Origin of the sequence: Streptomyces sp. NPDC093586, assembly GCF_044764905.1 — a bacterium.
GTDB lineage: Bacteria > Actinomycetota > Actinomycetes > Streptomycetales > Streptomycetaceae > Streptomyces.
This window is the reverse complement of sequence record NZ_JBIWJA010000011.1, coordinates 80,274-103,717: the sequence shown is the minus strand read 5'-3', so window position 1 is coordinate 103,717 and position 23,444 is coordinate 80,274. Positions and strand designations below refer to the sequence as shown.

Annotated in this window: 23 protein-coding genes and 1 pseudogene; 14 read left to right on the top strand and 10 right to left on the bottom strand. The window is 72.4% G+C overall.

The genetic code is table 11. The annotated features are described in order from the left end of the window. Positions 1 to 59: 59 nt before the first annotated feature. The 3 genes from ACIRFH_RS14580 to ACIRFH_RS14570 all read right to left on the bottom strand — a co-directional run bounded on the left by ACIRFH_RS14580 (position 60) and on the right by ACIRFH_RS14570 (position 3,073). Entirely contained in the window at positions 60 to 860 is an 801-nt protein-coding gene (locus ACIRFH_RS14580) for a DsbA family protein (RefSeq protein ID WP_403520328.1), read from the bottom strand. Beyond that, entirely contained in the window at positions 857 to 1,654 is a 798-nt protein-coding gene (locus ACIRFH_RS14575; protein ID WP_403520326.1) for a hypothetical protein, read from the bottom strand. Before ACIRFH_RS14575 ends, ACIRFH_RS14580 begins: the two co-directional genes overlap by 4 nt. A 69-nt stretch (positions 1,655 to 1,723) precedes the next feature. After that, on the bottom strand, positions 1,724 to 3,073 hold the full coding sequence (locus tag ACIRFH_RS14570) for a DUF2252 domain-containing protein (RefSeq protein ID WP_403520324.1): 1,350 nt from the start codon (positions 3,071 to 3,073) through the stop codon (positions 1,724 to 1,726). A gap of 267 nt (positions 3,074 to 3,340) precedes the next feature. On the opposite strand from ACIRFH_RS14570, the gene dnaE reads away from it, so the two are divergent. Continuing rightward, on the top strand, positions 3,341 to 6,880 hold the full coding sequence (gene dnaE, locus ACIRFH_RS14565) for a DNA polymerase III subunit alpha (protein ID WP_403520322.1): 3,540 nt from the start codon (positions 3,341 to 3,343) through the stop codon (positions 6,878 to 6,880). An 83-nt stretch (positions 6,881 to 6,963) separates the two neighbouring features. Here the strand turns inward: dnaE and ACIRFH_RS14560 are convergent, their stop codons facing one another. Next, positions 6,964 to 7,128, bottom strand: coding sequence for a hypothetical protein (locus ACIRFH_RS14560; protein ID WP_403520320.1), 165 nt, complete (start codon positions 7,126 to 7,128; stop codon positions 6,964 to 6,966). A gap of 225 nt (positions 7,129 to 7,353) precedes the next feature. Between ACIRFH_RS14560 and ACIRFH_RS14555 the strand changes: the two genes are divergently transcribed. Both ACIRFH_RS14555 and ACIRFH_RS14550 read left to right on the top strand, forming a co-directional pair. Next, entirely contained in the window at positions 7,354 to 8,556 is a 1,203-nt protein-coding gene (locus ACIRFH_RS14555; protein ID WP_403520318.1) for an NYN domain-containing protein, read from the top strand. Positions 8,557 to 8,676: 120 nt separating this feature from the next. Further along, complete coding sequence (locus ACIRFH_RS14550; RefSeq protein ID WP_403520316.1) at positions 8,677 to 9,651, top strand: ABC transporter ATP-binding protein; 975 nt, start codon at positions 8,677 to 8,679, stop codon at positions 9,649 to 9,651. Here the strand turns inward: ACIRFH_RS14550 and ACIRFH_RS14545 are convergent. Further along, positions 9,641 to 9,772, bottom strand: a complete 132-nt coding sequence (locus ACIRFH_RS14545) for a hypothetical protein (RefSeq protein ID WP_403520314.1) — start codon at positions 9,770 to 9,772, stop codon at positions 9,641 to 9,643. The genes ACIRFH_RS14550 and ACIRFH_RS14545 overlap by 11 nt on opposite strands. Before the next feature lie 3 nt (positions 9,773 to 9,775). On the opposite strand from ACIRFH_RS14545, the gene ACIRFH_RS14540 reads away from it, so the two are divergent. Next, positions 9,776 to 10,591 carry an ABC transporter permease gene (locus ACIRFH_RS14540; protein WP_403520312.1) on the top strand — a complete coding sequence of 272 codons (816 nt, stop codon included), beginning with the start codon at positions 9,776 to 9,778 and terminating at the stop codon, positions 10,589 to 10,591. A 34-nt stretch (positions 10,592 to 10,625) separates the two neighbouring features. After that, on the top strand, positions 10,626 to 11,330 hold the full coding sequence (locus ACIRFH_RS14535; protein ID WP_403520310.1) for an AAA family ATPase: 705 nt from the start codon (positions 10,626 to 10,628) through the stop codon (positions 11,328 to 11,330). Positions 11,331 to 11,406: 76 nt separating this feature from the next. Here the strand turns inward: ACIRFH_RS14535 and ybaK are convergent, their stop codons facing one another. The 4 genes and pseudogenes from ybaK to ACIRFH_RS14515 all read right to left on the bottom strand — a co-directional run bounded on the left by ybaK (position 11,407) and on the right by ACIRFH_RS14515 (position 15,477). Beyond that, entirely contained in the window at positions 11,407 to 11,907 is a 501-nt protein-coding gene (ybaK, locus tag ACIRFH_RS14530; RefSeq protein WP_403520308.1) for a Cys-tRNA(Pro) deacylase, read from the bottom strand. 13 nt (positions 11,908 to 11,920) lie between these two features. Then, positions 11,921 to 12,661, bottom strand: a complete 741-nt coding sequence (locus ACIRFH_RS14525) for an LON peptidase substrate-binding domain-containing protein (protein ID WP_403520306.1) — start codon at positions 12,659 to 12,661, stop codon at positions 11,921 to 11,923. Between the two features lie 11 nt (positions 12,662 to 12,672). Beyond that, positions 12,673 to 13,703, bottom strand: a pseudogene (locus ACIRFH_RS14520) (hypothetical protein). A gap of 196 nt (positions 13,704 to 13,899) precedes the next feature. After that, positions 13,900 to 15,477: an oxidoreductase gene (locus tag ACIRFH_RS14515; RefSeq protein WP_403520304.1), complete on the bottom strand. Its 1,578-nt coding sequence runs from the start codon at positions 15,475 to 15,477 to the stop codon at positions 13,900 to 13,902. A gap of 200 nt (positions 15,478 to 15,677) precedes the next feature. Here ACIRFH_RS14515 and hisD point away from each other — a divergent pair, with 200 nt between their 5' ends. From hisD to ACIRFH_RS14470, 9 genes are read left to right on the top strand one after another with little or no spacing between them, the layout of a single operon-like run. Continuing rightward, positions 15,678 to 17,003, top strand: coding sequence for a histidinol dehydrogenase (gene hisD / locus ACIRFH_RS14510; RefSeq protein ID WP_403520302.1), 1,326 nt, complete (start codon positions 15,678 to 15,680; stop codon positions 17,001 to 17,003). Further along, the gene (locus ACIRFH_RS14505) at positions 17,000 to 18,109 is read left to right on the top strand and encodes a histidinol-phosphate transaminase (RefSeq protein ID WP_403520300.1); all 1,110 of its coding nucleotides are present in this window, start codon (positions 17,000 to 17,002) and stop codon (positions 18,107 to 18,109) included. Before hisD ends, ACIRFH_RS14505 begins: the two co-directional genes overlap by 4 nt. Further along, complete coding sequence (gene hisB / locus ACIRFH_RS14500) at positions 18,106 to 18,699, top strand: imidazoleglycerol-phosphate dehydratase HisB (protein WP_190017708.1); 594 nt, start codon at positions 18,106 to 18,108, stop codon at positions 18,697 to 18,699. Before ACIRFH_RS14505 ends, hisB begins: the two co-directional genes overlap by 4 nt. Continuing rightward, positions 18,696 to 18,860 carry a hypothetical protein gene (locus tag ACIRFH_RS14495; protein WP_403520299.1) on the top strand — a complete coding sequence of 55 codons (165 nt, stop codon included), beginning with the start codon at positions 18,696 to 18,698 and terminating at the stop codon, positions 18,858 to 18,860. The genes hisB and ACIRFH_RS14495 overlap by 4 nt, the downstream gene beginning before the upstream one ends. Further along, positions 18,857 to 19,501, top strand: coding sequence for an imidazole glycerol phosphate synthase subunit HisH (hisH, locus tag ACIRFH_RS14490; protein ID WP_403520479.1), 645 nt, complete (start codon positions 18,857 to 18,859; stop codon positions 19,499 to 19,501). Before ACIRFH_RS14495 ends, hisH begins: the two co-directional genes overlap by 4 nt. A gap of 2 nt (positions 19,502 to 19,503) precedes the next feature. Next, complete coding sequence (priA, locus tag ACIRFH_RS14485) at positions 19,504 to 20,229, top strand: bifunctional 1-(5-phosphoribosyl)-5-((5-phosphoribosylamino)methylideneamino)imidazole-4-carboxamide isomerase/phosphoribosylanthranilate isomerase PriA (protein ID WP_403520298.1); 726 nt, start codon at positions 19,504 to 19,506, stop codon at positions 20,227 to 20,229. Then, positions 20,226 to 20,621: a RidA family protein gene (locus ACIRFH_RS14480; RefSeq protein WP_403520297.1), complete on the top strand. Its 396-nt coding sequence runs from the start codon at positions 20,226 to 20,228 to the stop codon at positions 20,619 to 20,621. Before priA ends, ACIRFH_RS14480 begins: the two co-directional genes overlap by 4 nt. Before the next feature lie 40 nt (positions 20,622 to 20,661). Further along, positions 20,662 to 21,417, top strand: coding sequence for an imidazole glycerol phosphate synthase subunit HisF (gene hisF / locus ACIRFH_RS14475; RefSeq protein ID WP_403520296.1), 756 nt, complete (start codon positions 20,662 to 20,664; stop codon positions 21,415 to 21,417). A gap of 31 nt (positions 21,418 to 21,448) precedes the next feature. Beyond that, a complete protein-coding gene (locus ACIRFH_RS14470) occupies positions 21,449 to 22,708 on the top strand; it encodes an MFS transporter (RefSeq protein ID WP_403520294.1) in 1,260 nt (419 codons plus the stop codon). Between the two features lie 28 nt (positions 22,709 to 22,736). Here the strand turns inward: ACIRFH_RS14470 and ACIRFH_RS14465 are convergent, their stop codons facing one another. Further along, entirely contained in the window at positions 22,737 to 23,372 is a 636-nt protein-coding gene (locus ACIRFH_RS14465; RefSeq protein WP_403520292.1) for a TIGR03085 family metal-binding protein, read from the bottom strand. Positions 23,373 to 23,444 lie beyond the last annotated feature (72 nt).

Here is a 23,444-nt window from a genome sequence, read left to right as displayed (position 1 = left end):
CGCGTGAGCGGGCGAACTCGCGAAAGTTCGCCCGCTCGTCGACTGCCCGGTGGCTCGGGTTACTTGGTGACGCCCGCGTCCTTGAGCGCCTTCTGCCAGTCGGCGACCGTGCTCGGGTTCTCGATCACCTTGTCGTTGATCTTGATGGTCGGGGTCGACTGGACACCGTCGGAGTCGTCGAAGGACTTGCTCATGCGCATCGCCCACGCGTCGTAGGTGCCCTGCTTCACGGCGTCCTGGAACTTCTTGTTGTTCTTCAGGGCGTCCACGGTGTTCGCCACCTTGATCAGGTAGTCGTCCTTCGCGAACTCGTCGGTCGTCTCGGCCGGGTGGTACTCGGAGCTGTACAGCGCGGTCTTGTAGTCGATGAACGCGTCCGTGCTGACGTTCAGGGCGGCGCCCAGCGCGCTGAGGGCGTTCTTCGAGCCCTCTCCGCTGAGGTTGCCGTCGAGGAAGGTGCCGATGGTGAAGGAGAGCTTGTAGTCGCCGTCCTCCATGCCCTTGTTGATGGTCTCGCCGAGGTTCTGCTCCAGGGAGGCGCAGGCCGGGCAGCGCGGGTCCTCGTAGAGGTGGACCACGTTGTCCGACTTGGAGTCGCCCGCCACGATCGTGGTGCCGTCTTTGCCGGAGGTGTTGGCCGGGGCCACCACCTTGGCCTCGGCGGCCTTCTCCCAGCCGGTCGGCTTGTTCATCTGCACGACGGCGTAGCCGATGCCGCCGGCTATCGCCAGCACGCCGACGACGGAGCAGGCCACGATGACCTGCCGCTTGACCTTGGCGCGCTTGGCCTCGCGCTCGCGCTCCTGGCGCAGGCGCTCACGGGCCGCCGTCTTCGCCGCCTGGCTGTTCCGCTTGCTCATGGTGATGTTCTCTCCGGGGACGCGCACACGGGCGTGTGCGGGATGGGTACGGGGGCCGGCTGCCGCCGCTCGGGTGGCCGAGGGGTCACACGAGGGCGGGCGAGGCCCGGCGGCCCGCGCCGTCCCAGGGAGTGCGTGAGGATCCGCTCGCGGGCCCCGGCGGTGCGGCGGACCGCCGGGGCCGGACGGCGCACCGCCGGGGCCCGGCGGACGGTCACGGCCGCGACGGCGAGCAGGAGCGGCCGGAAGGTCGTCGCGGCCACCGCGCCCAGCAGTCGGCCCAGCGCGCGCTCGCCGCGCCGCAGCCAGGCCGCCGCGAGCAGCCCGACGCCGACGTGCGCGCCGAGCAGCAGCCAGGCGGTCGCGGGATCGGCGTGGGCGAGCAGGGCCGCCAGCCGGTCGGTGTCGGCGCCGGTCACCCGGGTCAGCGGTGTGCCGGCCCCGGCCCCCACCCCCATGCCGCCGCCGCACAGCACGTCGAAGCCCACGGAGTGCAGGGGGCCCGTGACCGGGCCGCCCGCCCTGCCGTAGCAGACGTGCTGGCCGGTGGTGAGGACGGTGTCGGCGGCCAGCTCCAGCGGGATCAGCAGGGCGGCGATCCGCCCGAAACCGTGCTCGCGCCGCCCGGCCAGGGCGTACGCGATCAGGAACACGGCGGCGGCGACCGCGGCCACCGTGCTCAGCGGCAGCGGAACCCCGGACAGCAGCACGTGCGACGCGGTGCTGAGCGTCACGACGAGTGCCGTGAACAGCGCCGCGCGTACGGCTCTGAGCGGGGTTCCGGATATGTCCATAGCGAGTCAAGAGTGTGTCATGGGGGTCGGTAAGAGGCCCCTAAAGGGTCCCTGTGGGAGAGCCGGCGGTCACAGACCCGGGATCCGGCCGTTGCGGAAGAGGTCGACGAAGATCTGGTGGTCGGCGCGCGCCCGTGCCCCGTAGGTGTGGGCGAAGTCGACCAGCAGGGGCGCGAAGCCCTCCTCGTCGGCCGCGATCGCCGCGTCGATGGCCCGCTCGGTGGAGAACGGCACCAGGGACTCCCCGGACTGGTCGTCCGCCGCCGCGTGCATCGCGGCCGTGGCCCGGCCCAGGTCGGCGACGACCTCGGCGATCTCCTCGGGGTCGTCGATGTCACCCCAGTCCAGGTCGACCGCGTACGGCGAGACCTCGGCGACCAGCTGGCCCGCGCCGTCCAGCTCGGTCCAGCCCAGCCACGGGTCGGCGTGCGCCTGCAGGGCACGCTGGGAGATCACCGTGCGGTGGCCCTCGTGCCGGAAGTAGTCCCGGATCGCCCGGTCGGCGATGTGCCGGGAGACCGCCGGGGTCTGGGCCTGCTTGACGTAGATCACCACGTCGTTCTCCAGGGCGTCGCTGTTGCCCTCCAGGAGGATGTTGTACGACGGCAGACCGGCGGAGCCGATGCCGATGCCCCGGCGGCCGACGACGTCCTTGACGCGGTAGGAGTCCGGGCGGGCCAGCGACGACTCCGGCAGCGTCTCCAGATAGCCGTCGAAGGCGGCCAGCACCTTGTAGCGCGTGGCCGCGTCCAGCTCGACGGAACCGCCGCCGGCGGCGAAGCGGCGCTCGAAGTCGCGGATCTCCGTCATCGAGTCCAGCAGCCCGAACCGGGTCAGGGACCGGGCGACGCGCAGCGCGCCCAGCAGCGGGCCCTCGGCGGTGTCCAGCGTGAACGGCGGCACCTCGTCGCTCTTGGCGCCCGTGGCCAGCGAGTGGATCCGCTCGCGGTACGCGCCCGCGTACACCCGCACCAGCTCGGTGATCTGCTCGTCGCTGAGCGCCTTGGCGTACCCGATCAGCGCGATGGAGGCCGCGAAGCGCTCGAGGTCCCAGGTGAAGGGGCCGACGTAGGCCTCGTCGAAGTCGTTGACGTTGAAGATCAGGCGGCCGGTGGAGTCCATGTAGGTGCCGAAGTTCTCCGCGTGCAGGTCGCCGTGGATCCACACCCGGGAGGTCCGCTCGTCCAGGTACGGGCCGCTGTACGTCCCCTCGCCGTCCCGCCCGGCGCTGTCCGCGGCCAGGTCGTGGTAGAAGAGGCACGCCGTGCCCCGGTAGAAGGCGAAGGCCGAGGCCGCCATCTTCCGGAACTTCACGCGGAACGCGGCCGGGTCGGCGGCCAGGAGCTCGCCGAACGCGGTGTCGAAGACGGCGAGGATCTCCTCGCCGCGGTGCTCGTCGCTGAGCTGCGAAACCGACATCGCTGGGTGCCTCCTGGTACGGGTGGTGCGTGGGCGAGTGGAGCGGAAACCGCACTCGGGCCAACGTTCGAGGGCGCGCGGGAGTGCCCGCGCCCCCGGCCGGACCGACACGCGGGGCCCCGCACGAAGGTACGCGGCCGGAGCCCCGGAGTGTCAGTCCCGGGGCATAGACTTCGACGTTGCCCCCCGGACTGACCGCAGCCCGTCGCCCGACCACCGCCCCTCAACGAGGCGCTTCGCGCCAAAGCCCTGATTTGGAGGCCGCACGTGTCCAAGCCGCCGTTCACGCACCTGCACGTTCACACCCAGTACTCGCTGCTGGACGGTGCCGCGCGGCTGAAGGACATGTTCGAAGCGTGCAACGAGATGGGCATGACGCACATCGCCATGTCCGACCACGGCAACCTGCACGGGGCGTACGACTTCTTCCATTCCGCGAAGAAGGCCGGGATCACCCCGATCATCGGGATCGAGGCCTATGTCGCTCCCGAGTCGCGCCGCAACAAGCGCAAGATCCAGTGGGGCCAGCCGCACCAGAAGCGGGACGACGTCTCCGGTTCGGGTGGTTACACCCACAAGACGATGTGGGCCGTGAACAAGACGGGCCTGCACAACCTCTTCCGTCTCTCCTCCGACGCGTACGCCGAGGGCTGGCTCCAGAAGTGGCCCCGGATGGACAAGGAGACCATCAGCCAGTGGTCCGAGGGCATCGTCGCCTCCACCGGCTGCCCCTCCGGCGAGGTGCAGACCCGGCTGCGCCTCGGCCACTTCGACGAGGCCCTCAAGGCCGCCGCCGACTACCAGGACATCTTCGGCAAGGACAAGTACTTCCTGGAGCTGATGGACCACGGCATCGACATCGAGCACCGGGTCCGCGACGGCCTGCTGGAGATCGGGAAGAAGCTCGGCATCCCGCCGCTGGTGACGAACGACTCGCACTACACCTACGCGCACGAGGCGAGCGCCCACGACGCCCTGCTGTGCATCCAGACCGGCAAGAACCTCTCCGACCCGGACCGCTTCCGCTTCGACGGCACCGGCTACTACCTGAAGTCCACGGACGAGATGTACGCCATCGACTCCTCGGACGCCTGGCAGGAGGGCTGCGCCAACACGCTCCTGGTCGCCGAGATGGTCGACACCGCCGGCATGTTCGAGAAGCGCGACCTCATGCCGAAGTTCGACATCCCCGAGGGCTACACCGAGGTCACCTGGTTCCAGGAGGAGGTCCGCCGCGGCATGGAGCGCCGCTTCCCCGGCGGCGTCCCCGAGGACCGCCAGAAGCAGGCCGAGTACGAGATGGACGTCATCATCCAGATGGGGTTCCCGGGCTACTTCCTCGTCGTCGCCGACTTCATCATGTGGGCCAAGAAGCAGGGCATCGCCGTCGGCCCCGGCCGAGGCTCCGCGGCCGGCTCCATCGTGGCGTACGCGATGGGCATCACCGACCTCGACCCGATCCCGCACGGCCTGATCTTCGAGCGGTTCCTCAACCCCGAGCGCGTCTCCATGCCCGACGTCGACATCGACTTCGACGAGCGCAGGCGCGTCGAGGTGATCAGGTACGTGACGGAGAAGTACGGCGCCGACAAGGTCGCCATGATCGGCACGTACGGCAAGATCAAGGCGAAGAACGCCATCAAGGACTCCGCGCGCGTGCTGGGCTACCCGTACGCGATGGGCGACCGGCTCACCAAGGCCATGCCCGCCGACGTCCTCGGCAAGGGCATCGACCTCAACGGCATCACGGACCCGTCGCACCCGCGGTACAGCGAGGCCGGCGAGATCCGCGCGATGTACGAGAACGAGCCGGACGTGAAGAAGGTCATCGACACCGCCAAGGGCGTCGAGGGCCTGGTGCGGCAGATGGGCGTGCACGCCGCCGGCGTGATCATGTCCAGCGAGCCCATCGTCGACCACGCCCCGATCTGGGTGCGGCACACCGACGGCGTCACCATCACGCAGTGGGACTACCCGCAGTGCGAGTCGCTCGGCCTGCTGAAGATGGACTTCCTCGGCCTGCGCAACCTCACGATCATGGACGACGCCGTCAAGATGGTGAAGTCCAACAAGGGCATCGACCTCGACCTGCTGTCGCTGCCGCTGGACGACCCCACGACCTTCGAACTGCTCCAGCGCGGCGACACGCTCGGCGTCTTCCAGTTCGACGGCGGACCCATGCGCTCGCTGCTGCGGCTGATGAAGCCCGACAACTTCGAGGACATCTCCGCCGTCTCCGCGCTCTACCGGCCCGGCCCCATGGGCATGGACTCGCACACCAACTACGCGCTGCGCAAGAACGGCCTCCAGGAGATCACACCGATCCACAAGGAGCTGGAGGAGCCGCTCAAGGAGGTCCTGGACGTCACCTACGGCCTGATCGTCTACCAGGAGCAGGTGCAGAAGGCCGCCCAGATCATCGCCGGGTACTCGCTCGGCGAGGCCGACATCCTCCGCCGCGTGATGGGCAAGAAGAAGCCCGACGAGCTGGCGAAGAACTTCACCATCTTCCAGGCCGGCGCCAAGAAGAACGGCTACAGCGACGAGGCCATCCAGGCCCTGTGGGACGTGCTGGTCCCCTTCGCCGGCTACGCGTTCAACAAGGCGCACTCGGCCGCGTACGGCCTGGTCTCGTACTGGACGGCGTACCTCAAGGCCAACCACCCCGCCGAGTACATGGCCGCGCTGCTCACCTCGGTCAAGGACGACAAGGACAAGTCGGCGGTCTACCTCAACGAGTGCCGCCGCATGGGCATCCGGGTGCTGCCGCCCAACGTCAACGAGTCCGAGGCGAACTTCGCCGCGCAGGGCGACGACGTGATCCTCTTCGGCCTGTCCGCCGTCCGCAACGTGGGCACCAACGTGGTCGACTCGATCATCAGGTCCCGCAAGGCCAAGGGGAAGTTCACCTCCTTCCCCGACTACCTGGACAAGGTCGAGGCGGTCGTCTGCAACAAGCGGACGACGGAATCGCTGATCAAGGCCGGCGCCTTCGACGAGATGGGGCACACCCGCAAGGGCCTCACCGCGCAGTACGAACCGATGATCGACAACGTGGTCGCGGTCAAGCGCAAGGAGGCCGAGGGCCAGTTCGACCTCTTCGGCGGCATGGGCGAGGAGACGAACGACGAGCCCGGCTTCGGACTCGACGTCACCTTCGGCGACGAGGAGTGGGACAAGACCTATCTGCTCGCCCAGGAGCGGGAGATGCTCGGTCTGTACGTCTCCGACCACCCGCTCTTCGGCCTGGAGCACGTGCTGTCCGACAAGGCCGACGCGGGCATCTCCCAGCTCACCGGCGGTGACTTCGGCGACGGCGCGGTCGTCACCATCGGCGGCATCATCTCCGGCCTGCAGCGCAAGATGACCAAGCAGGGCAACGCCTGGGCCATCGCCACCGTCGAGGACCTGGCCGGCTCCATCGAGTGCATGTTCTTCCCCGCGACCTACCAGCTGGTGTCCACCCAACTCGTCGAGGACGCCGTGGTGTTCGTCAAGGGGCGCCTCGACAAGCGGGAGGACGTGCCGCGGCTGGTCGCGATGGAGCTGATGATCCCCGACCTGTCCAACGCGGGTGCCAACGCGCCCGTGGTCCTCACCATCCCGGCGACCCGGGTCACGCCGCCGATGGTCAGCCGTCTCGGCGAGATCCTCACGCACCACAAGGGCGACAGCGAGGTGCGGATCAAGCTCCAGGGGCCGACGAAGACGACGGTGCTGCGCCTCGACCGGCACCGGGTGAAGCCCGATCCGGCCCTGTTCGGCGACCTGAAGGTGCTGCTCGGCCCGTCCTGCCTGGCGGGCTGAACGACGAAACGGCGAAGGGGCGCCCCCGGCATCGGGTGCGCCCCTTCGTGTCGCGGCGGACGCAACGGCCCGCGCACCGGACGTCAGTTGTGGCCGAAGCGCTTCTGCCGCTTGCGGGAGGCCACGTCGCCGGGCGCCAGCGGCGGGGCGTGCTGCTCCTCGCGGTCCATCACGGCCGCCTCGGCGGCCTGCGGAGCACGTGCGGACGAGGACTGCTTACGGTCACGGTTGTTCTTGTTCTTGGCCATGGTGATCTACCTCCTGAGGGGGATCTGTCGGGCCAGGTACCGCATCAGCGTCACATAGACTGAAAAAGAACGCATATCGGGTAATTACCGTGCGTGACACGGCTCGTCGGCCCGCGGGCCGAGGAAACGCCACGCCGAAGATCGAGTTCGGCCCGTTAACCTCCGCGCCGTCGGGCAGACTCGAAGGAAGCCCGAAGCAAACCTCCCGGAAAGAGGGTGGATCGCGTGGACCGCTGCATCGTCCTGGTGGACGCCGGGTATCTGCTGGGGGCCGCCGCCAGTCTCCTCGCCGGGGAGCCCTCGCGCTCGCGCATCACCGTCGATCACGCCGCCCTCATCCAGGGGTTGCGCGATCGCGCCGAGTCCGACACGCAGCAGCCCCTGCTGCGCATCTACTGGTTCGACGGCGCCCCCGACCGCGTCCCGCAGCCCGAACACCGCAGGCTGCGCGTGATGCCCCGGGTCACCGTCCGGCTCGGCGCCCTCACGCGCAGCGACGGCCGCTGGGCGCAGAAGGGCGTGGACGCGGCCATGCACGCCGAGCTGACCGAGCTGGCCCGCAACCGGGCCTGTTCCGACGTCGTCCTGGTGACCGGCGACGGCGACCTGCTGCCCGGCATGATGGCCGCCAAGGAGCACGGCGTCGCCGTCCACCTGTGGGCCGTGCAGGCCGCCGACGGCGACTACAACCAGTCCGAGGACCTGGTCGCCGAGGCCGACGAGCGCCGCGTGCTGGACCGTGCCTGGATCACCAAGGCGGTGCGGGCCAAGGAGATCGGCGGCATCTGCGCCCCGCCCCCCGTGCCCCGGCCCGAGATCGCCGCGATCCTGTCCGCGCCGCTGCCCGAGTCCGCCCTGTCCGCGACGGCCGAACGCCCCGCCCCGGAACCCGCGCACCCCGCCGCGGCCACCGCCGCGCGCAACGGCACCGAGGAACGCGCGACGCCCGCCCGGGGCGTCCCCACGCCCAAGGACCTCGCCGCCCTGCGCGCCCCCGCCGCGCCCCCGCCGACCGCCACCCTGCGCTGGTCCTCCGACAAGGGCTGGGTCGACCGGCCCGCCGGCGAGCCGGCCGAGGCCGTCTCGCTGCCGACGCTGGCCCAGCTCACCACGGCCGAGCAGCGCTGGGCCGACCGCGAGGAGGACATCACCACGGTCGGCGGCGACCCCTACGAGGTCGGACAGGTCTTCGCCCGCCGCTGGGTGGAGCGCCTCGGTGACCACGTCCACCTGCAGAGACTGTCGGGCATGTACCCCCGCATCCCGCACCGCGTCGACGGCGAGCTGCTGCGGTACGCCGCCCGCTTCGGGCTGCTGGCCCACAAGGACGACCAGATCGACGAGCACGACCGGTACGCGATCAGGGCCGGCTTCTGGCGGGAGATCGATGTGCGGACCGGCACCGAACGCACCCCCGCCGGGGAGTGACACCCCGGCCGAATTGCTGCTTATGGGCGGACCCGAGGGCGAGACGGAGCCGGCGACCACGTACTCTCGTCCCTTGTGAATACGCGCGCGACACAGGTACTCCCACCCGGTGGCGATGCCGTGTGCGTGGTGCGCGGACTGATCAAGACCTATGCGGCGGTACGCGGCCGGCGCGGCGTTCCCGCCGCCCCCGAGGTCCGGGCCACCGACGACGTGACGCTGGAGATCCGCCGCGGTGAGATCTTCGGACTGCTCGGGCCGAACGGCGCGGGAAAGTCCACCCTCGTCCGTCAGATGACCGGCCTGATGCGGCCCGACAGCGGCAGCGTGGAGATCCTCGGCCACGACATCGTGCGCCACCCCGAGCGGGCCGCCCGCATCCTCGCCTACCTCGGCCAGGAATCCAGCGCCCTCGACGAGTTGACCGTCTCGCTCGCCGCCGAGACCACCGGGCGGCTGCGCGGCCTGGACGCCCGTGACGCCCGTGCCGAGCGGGACGCCGTCCTCGACGAACTGGGCCTGACCCCCATCGCCTCACGCCCGCTCAAGAAGCTCTCCGGCGGACAGCGGCGCCTGGCTTGCTTCGCCGCCGCGCTGGTGGGGGAGCGCCCGCTGCTCGTCCTGGACGAGCCGACCACCGGCATGGACCCGGTGGCACGGCGCGCGGTCTGGGCCGCCGTCGACCGCCGGCGGGCCGAGCGCGGCACCACCGTGCTGCTCGTCACCCACAACGTCATCGAGGCCGAGACCGTCCTCGACCGGGTCGCCGTCCTCGACCGCGGCCGCGTGATCGCCTGCGACACCCCGGCCGGTCTCAAGGAGCAGGTCGCCGGCGAGGTCCGCGTCGACCTGGTGTGGCGCGAGAGCGCACCGCTGGGCGTGCCCGAGGTCGCCGCGCTGCGCGACCGGGCCGCTGAGTCGGGCCGCCGCTGGACGCTGCGGCTCGCCCCGGAGGAGGCCCGCACGGTCGTCGCCACCGTCACCGGCGGGGCCGCGTTCGCCGCGCTGGACGACTTCACCCTGGCCACGCCCAGCCTGGAGGACGTGTACCTGGCGCTGGGCGGCGCCGCACGGCAGGGGCTGGTCAGGGCGTGAGCGGGCGAGCGGTGGGAAAACGCGGCGCCGCGTCCGTACCGGACGGGGCGAGCACCCGCGGGAGGACCGGCCGGGTGCAGACCGGCTCGGCGACGAGTGCGAAGGTGAAGGGGAGCAGCACGACGTGAGTGTCGTACCCGCCGAAGTCCTGCCCGACGGCGCCCCGGCCGCCGGGGAGCGGGGCGCGGCCGCGCTCGGGCCCCGGGCGCGTCTGTGGCCCTCCCTGGTGGCCGTGTACCGGGCGCAGCTGTCCCGGGCGCGGGTCGCGCGGATCCCGCTGCTGTTCGTGGCGACGTTCCAGTCGGTCGGCATCATGATCCTGATGCGCGGCGTCGTGGACGGCGGCGGCGAGGCGCAGGCCGTGGTCGCCGGGTCGGCGGTGCTCGTCGTGGCCTTCGTCGCGCTGAACCTCCTCGCCCAGTACTTCGGCCAGCTGCGCGCGAGCGGCGGCCTCGACCACTACGCGACGCTGCCGGTGCCGCCCGCCGCGGTGGTGCTGGGCGCGGCGGGCGCGTACGCGTCCTTCACCGTTCCGGGGACCGTGGTGACGGCGGTGTTCGGATGCCTGCTGTTCGGGCTGCCGATGACGCATCTGTGGGTGCTGGCGGCCGTGATCCCGCTGGCGGGCGCCGCGCTCGCCGGACTGGGAGCGGCGCTGGGTCTGCTCGCGCCCCGGCCGGAGCTCGCCACCCTGCTGGGCCAGCTGGGCATGTCGGCGGCGCTGCTGCTGGGCGTGCTGCCCGCCGAGCGGATGCCGGAAGCGGTACGGCTGGCCCGCGACCTGCTGCCCTCGACGTACGGTGTGGAGGCCTTCGCGCGCACCTTCGGACCAAGGCCCGACTGGGCGCTCGTCCTCGGCGACCTCGCCGTCTGCGCGGTGGTCGGCGTGATCTCCCTGGCCGTCGCCACCTGGGCGTACCGCCGGGCCGCCGTCCGGTGACGCGCCGCACAGGCGGGTTTGGCACGATGGCAACGTGACCGCACCACTGACTCCTCCTCCGCCGCCGAACGAACACTCGTCGTCCCACGGCGGGCCGGTGCCGCCGCCCGTGGGCGCGTACGCGGTGGGCACCGCGTACGACCCTCATGGCGAACAGGACGGGCCCGGGATGCTGACCGAAGCGCGGCAGGCCGCCGTGACCCTGGTGGCGGTGGCCCTCTCCGGTGCCCTGCTGGGCGTGTTGTGGTGGTGGCTGGCGCCGAGCGTGCCGCTCGTCGGTGACGTGGTGGACGGCAGCTGGGTGGTCTACCTGAAGGACTCCGAGGGCGAGCAGGCCGTCGGGGTCGACGGCACGTTCATGCTGCTCGCGCTCGGGTTCGGGGTGCTCAGCGGGCTGGCCGTCTTCCTGCTGCGGCGGCGCGGGGGTGTGCCGCTGGTGGTGGCGCTGGGCGTCGGCGCCTTCCTCGGGTCGCTGCTGGCGTGGCGGGTCGGGGTGTGGCTGGGGCCCGGGCAGGACGTGGTCGCCCACGCGCGGGAGGCGGGCAAGGGAGCGACGTTCTCCGCACCGCTGAAGCTGGGGGCGAAGGGGGTGTGGCTGGCCTGGCCGTTCACCGCTCTCGTGGTGCACCTGGGGCTGACGGGCCTGTTCGGTCCCCGGGACCCCGACCCGTACGACCGGCATCAGCCGTACCACCCGCCGCAGTTCCCGCGGGGGCCCTACGGCGGGGATTCCGCGTAGGAGTCCGGGCAGGGGCCCCTCCCGCACGCCGCGCCGTGGTGCCCGGACGGCGCGGGACGGGTCGTCCGCCGGGAGGTCAGGCGCGGCCGACGGGGGCGAGGACCGCGTCCGTCAGCTTCGCCAGGTCGTCGGGGGACAGCTCGACCTCCAGGCCGCGGCGGCCCGCGGAGACGCAGATCGTGGCGTGGTGGGACGCCGACGCGTCCAGGACCGTCGGGAGCCGCTTGCGCTGGCCGAGGGGGGAGATGCCGCCCCGCACGTAACCCGTGGTGCGCTCCGCCAGGGCCGGGTCGGCCATCGCCGCCCGCTTGCCGCCGACCGTGGACGCCAGCGCCTTCAGGTCCAGCTGGCCCGCCACCGGGACCACCGCCACCGTCAGCGCGCCGTCGACGTCCGCCACCAGGGTCTTGAAGACGCGCTCCGGCGAGACCCCCATCGCCTCGGCCGCCTCCTCGCCGTAGGACGGATGGGCCGGGTCGTGGTCGTAGGCGTGCACCGTGTACGCCACCCCGGCCGCCGTGAGGGCCACCGTCGCGGGAGTTCCTCCCGACTGCTGCTTCTTCGACTTCTTCGCCATCCGGGCCGGTACCTCAGTTGAAACTCGTCGGGCCGCGCGTCAGGTCGAACGCCGGCAACGAGGGCAGCGTACGGATGATGGCGGTCTCGGTGCGAAGGAGTTTCAGCTCGTCGCGCAGCCGGGACGCGGTGTCCGGTGCCTGGAGCAGGCGCTGCTTGGTCGGTGTGTCCAGCGTCATCGCGGCGGCGACCAGGTAGGAGACCACGCCCGGTTCGTCCGGCAGGTCCGCGCCGGTCGCCAGCGAGCGCTCGCGGGCCCCCGCCAGCCGCTTCTGGTACTGGCGGAACGATCGCAGCACCCCTTCGGCCAGCGCTCCCGCCTCGTCCCCGAGCTCCTCGGCCAGCGGTTCGAGCTCGGCCGTCAGGAAGGGCCCCGAGGTGTCCACCGACAGCACGCGCACCCGGTTCGTCCCGGTCGCCAGCACCTCGAAGGTGCCGTCGGCCCGCTCCCGGATCGTCGCGGCGTCCGCGATGCAGGCCACCTTGTGGAACGCCTTGGCCGGGTCCGGGCCGAACCCGGCCGTGGGCCCGCGCTCGGGCACGGCCGTCGGGTCGGGCATACCGGGGGCGCTCGGGGCGACCTCGTGGCCGTCGCGGATCGCCACGACGGCAAACCGGCGCGGTTCTTCCTCGGGGGTCTTCAGCAACTCGCGCATCATGGCGCGATAGCGCTCCTCGAAGACGTTCAGCGGGAGCACCAGCCCCGGGAACAGCACCGAGTTCAGCGGGAAGAGGGGGAGCCGGACGGTGGTCACGACGCAGAAGCCTAACGGCCGCCGGGGCGGACGCGACCGCCGTGCCCACTTCGTGGATGGCGCGAACCCTCCGTCACCCCCGTGGCCGCACCGCCGCACGGACGTTCCCGCGCACCTGGAGGAACCGGCCGAGCGGGTCGTCCGCGTCCCGGTCCCACGGGAAGGACGTGACGTACGGACCGGTCAGCCGCAGCTGGTCCGCCGCGTCCCGCGGGCGCTCCAGGCGGACCAGGACGTACGTCAGCAGGTTGCGCAGCTCCGCCGGCCAGGGGTCCGCCGCCGGGTACGCGGCCGACAGGGCGATCGCGAGGTCGGCCGCCGCGTCCAGCCGGGACCGCTCCACGCCGGGCACCGGGCCCCGGCCGGACGCCTGGCCGTCGCGGGTCAGGCAGGCGAGGACCGCCCGCACCGGCAGGGCGCGTACGAGCGCGTCCTCGGGGGCGTCCTGCGCGGCCGTCTCGGCGAAGTCGAGGCACTCGCGGTGCGCGCGGGGGGAGGCGGCCGCCAGGTACTCCAGGGCGGCGACGTGGCAGCCGTAGTGGAGCGGGGAGCGGCGGACCGCCTGCCCCCACAGCCGCTCGAACTCGGCGTGTCCCGCGTGCGCGCCCCGGGCGGCGTCCAGCGCGACGTGCCACGGCACCGGGTCGGGACCACCGGCCTCGGTGGCGGCCGTGACCGCCGGACCCACCTGGCGCAGCAGTTCGGCACGGGCCGGTGAGTCCCAGCAGCGGTCCACGGCCAGCCGGGCCCGGACCAGCAGGGCGTCGGGGTCGTCCGGAGCGGCGGTGTGCCAGTGCCCGAGCCATTCGGAGCGGGAGCGGGCGAAGGCGGCCAGGCGGGTGGCGTAGCGGTCGCGGTGCTCCCACTCGGCGTTCGCCCGGGTGCCGGCGAGCAGGGCGGCCGCGGGGCCGTACTCGCCGTGGGCCGCGGCGACCAGGGCGGGGGCGAGACGGTCGTCGGGGGCGTCGAGGAGCACGTCGGCCTCGTCGTCGGCGGTCGGTGCGGCGGCGGGCCGCGACGTACGGAGGAACGCGCGCAGCATGGCCAGTACGACGGCCGACGGCGCGGGATGGTTGCGCGGGTCCCCACGTGGCCCTCTCGGCTCCGTCTTCGGCCCGTGTGTTCCCACCCGCACCACCCGAAGGCGAACGCGGGTCCGTCGTCGGGTGCGGGTGGTCCCCCGGGGGCGTGCTCGCCGTCGGCGGCTGCGGTCCGGGGGCGGGGTGGTGCCGTCGGGGTCAGTTGCGGCGCAGGAGTCTCGTCGCGCCGGCCGTGACCGTCGTGGCGAGGATCCAGCCGAACAGGATCATCACCGCCGCCAGCCACTGCCAGCCGCCGCGCAGCTGCCAGGAGCCCACCTGGCCCAGGTCGATGACCGGCAGCAACAGGTCGAGGGCGAACAGGGCCGGGTTCCAGTCCGGATGCTCACCGCTCCTGACCGGCGGATGACCGGCGCGCGAGAAGGCGAGGGAGCCCGCCGCCCACAGCACCGCCATCCACACCGCGGCCCGCCCCGGCCGGTAGCCGTAGGCGACCGTCCAGTCCTGCGCGTACCCGACCAGCTTCGCGGCGAGCGGCAGGCTCTCGCGGCGCCGGCGGTGCTTGGCGAGCAGCACCTCGCGGGCGTCCTCGTCCTCGCCGCAGGCCCGCAGCACGGCGGCGAGGCGCTCGTACGGCTCCGGGTGGTACTCGGCGGTCGCGGCACCCACCCACCGCAGCCGCTTCGCCAGCGGGAACGGCCCCCGCGGCACCAGGTTCTCGTAGGAGAAGCCGCCCATCTGCAGCCGGCCCGGGCCCGGCCAGCTGTCCGCCCGGTCCATCAGGTTGACCACCCGCGCCCCCGACAGCACCACCCGCCCCCGCGCCGGCCGCTCGCCCAGGAAGCGCAGCTCGGGCGTCTGCACCCGGCGCAACGACAGCTCCTGGTCGTCGGTGAAGGTGAACCGGGCGTGCTCGAAGTCGACCGCGTCGCCGAACCGCCCGTCGTCCAGCCGCACCCCGCCCTCGCACTCGAAGACCTGGATCCGTGTCCCCTGCACCGGAGTGGTGCCCCGCAGCATCGGACTGCCCAGGCCCGCCGGTGTCAGGTACAGCGTGCGTTCCACCGCCAGCCGCGGGGCGTTCAGCGCGTGCCGCGTGTACGGGTTGAGCAGCCGGGCGCCGCGCAGGCTCAGGGAGACGCCGACCTGGGCGCTGCGCAGGCTCACCTCGCCGTACGACTCCAGCATCTCGGCCTGGAGGTCCTGGCCGACGGACATGCCGTCCGCGGCGATGGAACGGCCGCTGCGGTCCCGGTGCACGACCGCCTGGTTGAGCAGCAGGTCGGTGCCTATCCGGGCGTCGGTGAGCCGGATCCCGCCGGGGAACCGGCAGCGCGGCAGGTGCAGATCGCCCTCGGTGTGCAGCCGGGCCGCCTCCAGCCGCGGCACCGAGCAGTCCACCATCCGCAGGGTCGTGAAGCGGGTCTCGGGCAGCAGGACCTCCCGCTCGAAGCGGCAGCCCCGCAGCTCCACGTACGGCACCACCGTGCCGCCCGCGAGATCCATCGTGTCGCTGATCTGCACGCCCACGAGCTGCAGCGAGGACACGCGGCCCGCGAGCGCGGGCGGACCGTCGAGCAGCAGCCAGCACACGATGCGGGCCCGCACGGTCCGCTCGGGTCCCCACGGCTGCCCGCCGTGCGGATCGTCGACGAACGCGTCCCCGCTGCTCAGGTCGTACACGCTGCCGTTGCGGAAGGCCTGCCACATGCCCGCCTCCACGGCGGTCAGATCCTCCGGCAGCTCTCCGTCACGGCGGCCGTCCCCCTCGGTCACGGCGCTTCACTCCCTCCCCGGCTACTCGCGGGTCACTCACGCTTCGTACAACCGTTCATGCCCGCTGGGTGACGCTCCGAACACCCAACGTGAGGGTGATTCGCCGGGCTCCGCGGCCGGCCGTGACGAGCCGTCGCTTTCCGTATCAGCCATTGATACGCGCGAACGGTCTCCGACGCGGGTCTGAGAGAATTGGTTCCGTGATCTCCCGAATCGATCTGCGCGGCGACGCCCTCCCCGAGGGCCCCGCCCTGCGCGACCTGCTGCCCCGAGCCGACTTCGACGTCGCGGCCGCCCTGGAGAAGGTGCGTCCGATCTGCGAGGCCGTGCATCATCGTGGCGACGCGGCGCTGATCGACTTCGCCGAGCAGTTCGACGGCGTCAGGCTCGACCAGGTGCGGGTCCCGGCCGCCGCGCTCACGCGCGCGCTGGAGGAGCTCGACCCGGCCGTGCGCGCGGCCCTGGAGGAGTCCGTCCGCCGCGCCCGCCTCGTCCACCGCGAGCAGCGCCGTACGACCCACACCACCCAGGTGGTGCCCGGCGGCTCGGTCACCGAGAAGTGGGTGCCGGTCGAGCGGGTCGGCCTGTACGCGCCCGGTGGTCGCTCCGTGTATCCGTCGTCCGTGGTCATGAACGTCGTGCCCGCGCAGGAGGCCGGCGTCGGGTCGATCGCGCTCGCCTCCCCGGCGCAGGCCGAGTTCGGCGGCCTGCCGCACCCGACGATCCTCGCCGCCTGCGCCCTGCTCGGCGTCGACGAGGTGTACGCGGCCGGCGGCGCCACCGCCGTCGCGATGTTCGCCTACGGCACCGAGTCCTGCCCGCCCGCCAACATGGTCACCGGCCCCGGCAACATCTGGGTCGCCGCCGCCAAGCGGTACTTCACCGGCCGGATCGGCATCGACGCCGAGGCCGGCCCGACCGAGATCGCGGTCCTCGCCGACGCCACCGCCGACCCGGCGCACGTCGCCTCCGACCTGATCAGCCAGGCCGAGCACGACCCGCTGGCGGCCGCCGTCCTCGTCACCGACTCCCCGGAGCTGGCCGACGCGGTCGAGCGGGAGCTGGAGCCGCAGGTCGCGGCCACCAAGCACGTCGACGACCGGATCGTCCCCGCGCTCAAGGGCCGCCAGTCCGCGATCGTGCTGGTCGACGGCATCGACGAGGGCCTGCGCGTGGTCGACGCCTACGGCGCCGAGCACCTGGAGATCCAGACCGCCGACGCCGCCGCCGTCGCCGAGCGCGTGAAGAACGCCGGCGCGATCTTCGTCGGCCCCTGGGCCCCCGTCTCCCTCGGCGACTACGCGGCCGGGTCCAACCACGTCCTGCCCACCGGCGGCTGCGCCTGCCACTCCTCGGGCCTGTCGGTCCAGTCCTTCCTGCGCGGCATCCACATCGTCGACTACACGCGGGACGCGCTGGCCGAGGTCGCGCACCACGTGGTGACGCTGGCGGAGGCGGAGGACCTGCCCGCGCACGGCGCGGCGATCAAGGCCCGGTTCGACTGGAAGGTTCCGGAAAGCAAGTGACGTTCGGCATCGACGATCTCCCCGTACGGGACGAGCTGCGCGGCAAGTCCCCCTACGGCGCGCCCCAGCTGGACGTGCCCGTACGGCTGAACACCAACGAGAACCCCTATCCGCTGCCCGAGGCACTGGTCGAGCGGATCACCGAGCGGGTCCGCGAGGCCGCCCGGAACCTCAACCGCTACCCGGACCGGGACGCGGTCGAGCTGCGCGCCAAGCTCGCCGAGTACCTGACGAAGACGTCCGGACACCCCCTGGACGTGAGCAACGTCTGGGCGGCCAACGGCTCCAACGAGGTCATCCAGCAGCTGCTGCAGACCTTCGGCGGCCCGGGCCGCACCGCGATCGGCTTCGAGCCGTCGTACTCGATGCACGCCCTCATCGCGCGCGGCACCGGCACGGGCTGGATCTCCGGCCCGCGCCATGACGACTTCACCATCGACGTGCCCGCCGCCGAGCGGGCGATCGCCGAGCACCGCCCGGACGTCGTGTTCGTCACGACCCCCAACAACCCCACGGGCAACGCGGTCCCGCCCGAGACGGTCCTCGCCCTCTACGAGGCCGCGCAGGCGGCGAAGCCGTCCATGGTGATCGTGGACGAGGCCTACATCGAGTTCAGCCACGGCGCCTCGCTGCTGCCGCTGCTCGACGGCCGGCCGAACCTCGTCGTCTCCCGCACGATGTCGAAGGCGTTCGGCGCGGCGGGCCTGCGCCTCGGCTACCTCGCCGCGCACCCGGCCGTCGTGGACGCCGTCCAGCTCGTCCGGCTGCCGTACCACCTCTCGGCCGTGACCCAGGCGACCGCGCTGGCCGCCCTGGAGCACACGGACACGCTGCTGAAGTACGTCGAGCAGCTGAAGACCGAGCGGGACCGGCTGGTCGCCGAACTGCGGGCCATCGGCTACGAGGTGACCGAGTCCGACGCCAACTTCGTCCAGTTCGGGCGGTTCGCGGACGCGCACGCCGTCTGGCGGGAGATCCTCGACCGGGGCGTCCTGGTCCGGGACAACGGCGTACCGGGATGGCTGCGGGTGACCGCCGGCACCCCGGAGGAGAACGACGCGTTCCTCGACGCGGTACGTGAAGTCAAGAAGGAGCAGAGCACATGAGCCGCGTAGGGCGCGTGGAGCGCACGACCAAGGAGACCTCGGTCCTCGTCGAGATCGATCTCGACGGCACCGGCAGGACCGACATCGCCACCGGCGTCGGGTTCTACGACCACATGCTCGACCAGCTCGGCCGGCACGGTCTGTTCGACCTCACCGTGAAGACCGACGGCGACCTGCACATCGACTCCCACCACACCATCGAGGACACCGCCCTCGCGCTGGGCGCCGCCTTCCGGCAGGCCCTCGGCGACAAGGTGGGCATCTACCGCTTCGGCAACTGCACGGTCCCGCTGGACGAGTCCCTCGCCCAGGTCACCGTCGACCTGTCCGGCCGCCCCTACCTCGTGCACACCGAGCCCGAGAAGATGGCGCCGATGATCGGCGAGTACGACACCACGATGACCCGGCACATCCTGGAGTCCTTCGTCGCCCAGGCGCAGATCGCGCTGCACGTGCACGTGCCGTACGGACGCAACGCGCACCACATCGTGGAGTGCCAGTTCAAGGCGCTCGCCCGGGCCCTTCGCTACGCGTCCGAGCGCGACCCGCGCGCGGCCGGCATCCTGCCCTCCACGAAGGGCGCGCTGTGAACGGGACCTCGACCGCGCTGATCCTCGTCGGCCTGTTCCTCGTCGGCGGGATCATCTCCTTCGCCAAGCAGAAGATGCCCACGCAGCTCATCGTCCTGCTCTCCATCGGCGCCGCGCTGTGCCTCGTCGCGGGCGTCATGAGGCTGGAGGTGTGGAATTGACCGCCCCCGCCAAACGGGTCGTCGTCTTCGACTACGGCTTCGGCAACGTCCGTTCCGCCGAGCGTGCCCTCGCGCGCGCGGGAGCCGACGTCGAGATCACCCGTGACTTCGACAAGGCGATGAACGCCGACGGACTGCTCGTCCCCGGCGTCGGCGCCTTCGCCGCCTGCATGGAGGGCCTGCGGGCCGCCCGCGGCGACTGGGTCGTGGACCGCCGGCTGTCCGGCGGCCGCCCCGTGATGGGCATCTGCGTCGGCATGCAGATCCTCTTCGCGCGCGGCATCGAGCACGGCGTGGAGGCCGAGGGCCTGGACGAGTGGCCCGGCACGGTCGGCCCCCTCCAGGCCGACGTCGTGCCCCACATGGGCTGGAACACCGTCGAGGCGCCGGCCGACTCCCAGCTCTTCGCCGGCCTGGACGCGGACGCCCGCTTCTACTTCGTGCACTCCTACGCCGTCCACGACTGGGCCCTGGAGGCGCACAACCCGGTGATCGCCGCTCCCAAGGTCACCTGGTCCACGCACGGCAAGCCCTTCGTGGCGGCCGTGGAGAACGGCGCCCTGTGGGCCACCCAGTTCCACCCCGAGAAGTCCGGCGACGCCGGAGCCCAGCTCCTCACCAACTGGATCGAGACCCTGTAGAGATGAGCACGCTCGAACTCCTCCCCGCCGTCGACGTCCGCGACGGCCAGGCCGTCCGCCTCGTGCACGGCGAGTCCGGCACCGAGACGTCCTACGGCTCCCCGCTGGAGGCGGCCCTGGCCTGGCAGCGCTCCGGCGCCGAGTGGCTGCACCTCGTCGACCTGGACGCCGCGTTCGGCACCGGGGACAACCGCGAGCTGATCGCCGAGGTCGCGAAGGCCATGGACATCAAGGTCGAGCTGTCCGGCGGCATCCGCGACGACGACACCCTCGCCGCCGCGCTCGCCACCGGCTGCACCCGCGTCAACCTCGGCACGGCCGCCCTGGAGACCCCCGAGTGGGTCGCCAAGGTCATCGCCGAGCACGGCGACAAGATCGCGGTCGGCCTGGACGTACGGGGCACCACGCTGCGCGGCCGCGGCTGGACCCGCGACGGCGGCGACCTCTACGAGACGCTGGACCGCCTGAACAAGGAGGGCTGCGCCCGGTACGTCGTCACCGACATCGCCAAGGACGGCACCCTCCAGGGCCCCAACCTGGAGCTCCTGAAGAACGTCTGCGCGGCCACCGACCGCCCGGTCGTGGCCTCCGGCGGTGTGTCGTCCCTGGACGACCTGCGCGCCATCGCCGGTCTCGTCCCGGCCGGTGTCGAGGGGGCCATCGTAGGGAAGGCGCTGTACGCGAAGGCGTTCACCCTGGAAGAGGCCCTGGAGGCTGTGTCGACATGACGTCCGAAGCCGTACGGCGCGTGCAGAGCGGAAGTCCCTGGGAAGAGTCCTTCGGTTTCGCACGGGCCGTCGCGGCGGGCGACCGTGTCGTCGTGGCGGGCACGACCGCCTTCAAGGGCGACGTGCTGTACGGCGAGGGCGACCCCTACGAACAGACCAAGGTGGCCTTCGCCACCGCCCTCGAGGCGATCGGCGCGTTCGGGCTGGGCATCGGGTCCGTGATCCGGACCCGGGTGTACCTGGCCCACTCGCGGGACGTCGACGAGGTGGGCCGCGCCCACAAGGAGCTGTTCGACTCCGTGCGCCCGGCCACGACCCTGCTGGTCGTGGAGGGCTTCATCGACTCGCGGGTCCTGGTGTCGGTGGAGCTGGAAGCATTCAGAGAGCAGTAAGAGCCCAAGAGCAGCAAGAGGCTAGAGGAGCCGTGGATTCATGACCCTGGCGGTCCGAGTCATCCCCTGCCTGGACGTGGACAACGGCCGGGTCGTCAAGGGCGTCAACTTCCAGAACCTGCGCGACGCGGGCGACCCCGTCGAGATGGCCAAGGTGTACGACGCCGAGGGCGCCGACGAGCTGACGTTCCTGGACATCACCGCCTCGTCGGGCAACCGCGAGACGACCTACGACGTGGTGCGCCGCACCGCCGAGCAGGTGTTCATCCCGCTGACCGTCGGCGGCGGCGTGCGCACCGCCGAGGACGTCGACAAGTTGCTGCGGGCCGGCGCGGACAAGGTGGGCGTCAACACCGCGGCCATCGCCCGCCCGGACCTGATCCGCGAGATCGCCGAGCGCTTCGGCCGCCAGGTCCTCGTGCTGTCGGTCGACGCGCGCCGCACCGAGGCGGGCACCTTCGAGGTGACCACCCACGGCGGCCGGCGCGGCACCGGCATCGACGCGGTCGAGTGGGCGCACCGGGCCGCCGAGCTGGGCGCGGGGGAGATCCTGCTCAACTCGATGGACGCGGACGGCACCAAGGACGGCTACGACCTGGAGATGATCGAGGCCGTCCGGAGGCACGTGACGGTCCCGGTGATCGCCTCCGGCGGCGCGGGCCGCCTCGCCGACTTCCCGCCGGCCGTCGCGGCGGGCGCGGACGCGGTCCTCGCGGCGTCCGTCTTCCACTTCGGCGACCTGCGCATCGGCGAGGTGAAGGAGACGCTGCGGGCGGCGGGGCATCCTGTCCGCTAGCCCGAGACACCACCGACGGGGGACCGCGTCCGTGCCGGACACACTCGTACCGAGGGCCGCCGCCGCTGCCGTACCCGCCCACCGTGACGCCAACGTGCTGCGCTGGGTCGCCGCCTACGCCGCCTCCATGGTCGGGGACACCGTCTTCTTCCTGGCGCTGTCCTGGGCCGCCGTGCAGAACGGCAGTCCCGCCGAGGCCGGCGTCGTCACGGCCGTGAGCGCGGTGCCGCGGGCACTGCTCATGCTCGGCGGCGGTGTGGTCGCCGACCGGCTGGGGCCGCGCAAGGTCGTCATCGGCAGCGACGCCGTACGGTGCGTCACCGTCCTCGCGGTGGCCGCGGTGCTCTTCGCGACCGACCCGGGACTGTGGCTGCTGGCCCTGCTCGCCGTCGTCTTCGGCACCGTCGACGCCGTGTTCATGCCCGCCGTCGGGGCGCTGCCCGCCCGCATCACGGCCAAGGACCAGCTCGCCCGCGTCCAGGGCATGCGCGGCCTCGCCGCCCGCTTCGCCGCCGTCGTGGGCGCACCGCTCGGTGGCCTCGGCGTGGCGGTCGGCGGCGCGGCGACGGCCTTCGCGTTCGCGGGGCTGCTGATCGCGGTGTCGGTGCCGCTGCTGGTCTCCGTACGGATCCGCGAGCTGCCCCCCGACGACGCGACCGCCACGCCCGCCGCGCGGGACACCACCGCGTGGCGGGACCTGGTGGCCGGGCTCCGCCACATCCGCCGGCACCCCGTCCTCGGCCCGCTGATGGTGACCATCGCCCTCGGCGACCTCGGCTTCGTCGGCCCCCTCAACGTGGGTCTGACCCTGCTCGCGGACGAACGCGGCTGGGGCGCCTCCGGGATGGGCTGGGTGCTCGCGGGATTCGGCACGGGCGCCGGTGCCGCCGCCCTGCTGCTGACCGTGCGAGGGCGCCTGCCGCACGCCGGACGCGTCGCCGCCGGCGCCATCATCCCCGGCGCGGCCGCGATCGGCGCCCTGGCGCACGCGCCCGGCCTCCCCGTGGCCGTCGGCATCGCGGTGGTCGTCGGGCTGCTCACGGGGCTCAGCGGCGCCATGTGCGGGGCCCTGCTGCAGACCCAGTCCGACCCCGCCTGCCTGGGGCGGGTCACCGCGGTCGCCGGGATCGTCAGCCTGGGCGTCGCACCGCTGAGCATGCCGCTGTCCGCCGCCGCCATCGGCGTCTGGGGCACCGGCCCCGTCTTCGCCGTCAGCGCCGCGGTCTGCGCACTCGGCGGGGTCGTCGCCCTGTGCGCGCCGGGCGTGCGGCGGGCCGAACTCCCGCGCTAGCGGACCCCGGGCCCGGCGGACCCCGGGCTCAGATGCCGAGCTGCTTGGTCTCGCTCAGCCTGGCGATCGCGTCCTTCTCGCCCTCCAGCTCCACCTTCGCCGCGCTCTGCCGCCCGTACGCGAACAGCAGCAGCTCGGACGGCTCGCCCGTCGCCGTCACCACCGGCGTACCGCGGTGGGCGACCGTCGTCTGGCCGTTCGGGCGGCGCAGCACCAGGCCCGTCGGGATGCCCCGGCCCATCAGGCGGGCGGTGCGCTCCAGCCGGGACCACAGGGTGTCCTGGAAGACCGGGTCCAGCTCGCGCGGCGACCAGTCCGGCTGGGCGCGGCGGACGTCCTCGGCGTGGATGTAGAACTCCACCGTGTTCGCCGCCTCGTCGACCTGCTTGAGCTGGAACGGCGAGAACCGGGGCGGGCCGGTGCGGATCAGCTGGATCAGCTCCTCGTACGGCTTCGCCGCGTACTCCTCCATCACCCGGTCCAGGCGGGACGCCAGCTGCTTGATCAGGGTGCCGCCGGCGGCGTCCGGCCGGCGTTCGCGGACCACCACGTGCGCGGCGAGGTCCCGGGCCCGCCAGCCCTCGCAGAGGGTGGGGGCCTCCGGGCCCGCCGTCTCCAACAGGTCGGCCAGCAGAAGTCGTTCACGCTTCGCGAATGTCGACATGCCAGCCAGCCTACGACCGTCCACCGGGTCCGCCCAGTGGACGGCGCCGGGGCGCGTCCCCCGCGCGCGGCA